1 protein-coding gene is annotated in these 1,928 nt (G+C 71.7%); it reads left to right on the forward strand.

Going from position 1 to position 1,928, the window contains the following annotated elements; all coding sequences use genetic code 11:
- A partial coding sequence (locus AB0O00_RS37455) for an alkaline phosphatase family protein (protein WP_363659160.1) occupies positions 1-1,787 on the forward strand: 1,787 nt, incomplete at its 5' end.
- Positions 1,788-1,928 lie beyond the last annotated feature (141 nt).

The raw sequence follows: 1,928 nt of genomic DNA on the forward strand, positions 1-1,928 counted from the left end.
GGATGCTCGCCGCCCTCCCCCTCCTCGGCGCGACGGCCGTCGCCGCCCCCGCCACCGCCCACGCGGTGGCGGGCAGCGGCAACCTGATCGTCAACGGCGACGCGGAGGCCGGCGGCTACTGCACCACCGACTGGAGCGCCGCCACCACCGTCCCCGGCTGGACCGTCCAGGCCGGTGGCGTCAACGTGATGTGTCACAGCGTCGGCTCCTTCGGCCTGCCGAACGACGGCGCGACGCCCGGCAAGGCCTTCTTCGGTCCGGGCAACTTCGGCGACGGCTCGATGGCGCAGACCGTCGACGTCTCCTCCGCCGCCGCGGCCATCGACGGCGGCGGGGTGCACTACAACCTCGCCGGCTGGCTGGGCGGCTGGACCACGTACGGCGGCTACGTCGCCGTCAGCCTGCACTTCAAGGACGCGGGCGGGAACCCGGTCGGCACGACCGCCAAGCTGCCGACCGTCTCCGCGACCGACCGCGGCCTCGCCACCAAGTTCCTCTCCCGCAGCGCCACCGGCTCCGTCCCGGCCGGCGCGCGGTCGATCCAGGTCGAGGTGCAGTTCCTCTCCACCACGAACGAGACCGGCTACCTGGACAACCTCTCGCTCACCCTCGACACCCCCGTCGCCGCCCCCGCCCCGGTCGCCCCGCCCGCGTCCGCCGTGCCCGGCTACGACCACGTGTTCACCGTCATGATGGAGAACACCGACTACAACCAGATCATGAACGACCCGGCGGACACCCCGTTCATCCACGGCCTCATGACCCAGGGCGCCACCCTCACCGACGCCCACGGGGTCTACCACCCCAGCGACGAGAACTACATGGCCATCGCGGGCGGCGACACCTACACCAAGGGCGCCACCTACTGGCCCAACATCAACTCCCCGCAGCGCAACCTCGGCGACACCATCGAGGACGCCGGCAAGACCTGGAAGGCCTACGAGCAGGGCATGGGCACGCCCTGCAACACCACCACCCAGTACGACGCCAAGTACATGCCGGACGACGCGCCGTTCATCAACTACACCGACATCAGCGGCAACCCGGCCCGCTGCGCGGCCCACCTGTTCGACACCACGCAGCTGACCACCGACCTCAAGTCGGCCGCCACCACCCCGAACTTCTCCTGGATCGCCGCCGACGACTACTACGACGGCGAGGCCTCCGGCAACGGCAGCGCCACCAGCCTCCAGGTCCAGGACGGCTGGCTGAAGCAGACCCTCGCCCCGGTCCTGTCCTCGCCCGCGTGGACGCAGCAGCGCTCGCTCCTGCTCCTCACCTGGGACGAGAGCTCCGGCGAGGCGTACAACCACGTCGCCACCATCGCCGTCGGCTCGCAGGGCACCGTCCCGGCCGGCACCAGCAGCCCGCTGCACTACGACCACTACAGCATCGGCCGCACCATCGAGTCCGCCCTCGGCCTGCCCGGGCTGACCGCCAACGACACGTACGCGACCCCGCTCAACGCCGCGTTCGCCCCGTCCACGGCCACCGGCCCGACGCTCACCGGCGACCTGAACGAGGTCGCGGGCGGCGGCAACGTCACCTTCCGCTACGCGCTGCCGGACACCTCGAAGGTCAGCGCCAAGAACTGGGTCGGCGTCTACCCGGCGGGCGTCACCCCCGGCTCCCGCTCCTCCCTGACCTGGGCCTACACGCCCAACCAGAGCGGCGCGGTCACCCTGTCGACCGGCAAGCTGAGCGGCGCGGGCACGTACGACGTGTACTACCTCGCCAACGACGGCTACGCGGTCCTCGCCGGCCCGTTCCGGCTGACCGTCGGCTGACACCGGCTCGGCGACGACCACGGCCCGGACGCCCGCGTGGCGGAGCGGCAGCGGGTGGGGGTCGGCGCTGCGGCGACATGGCGGTATAAAAAGGCTGTGGTCGGAGTGGACTTGGGCTTCCGGGGCGGCGGGTGCGGGGGT

The sequence above is a fragment of the Kitasatospora sp. NPDC093558 genome (genome assembly GCF_040683475.1).
Lineage (GTDB): Bacteria > Actinomycetota > Actinomycetes > Streptomycetales > Streptomycetaceae > Kitasatospora.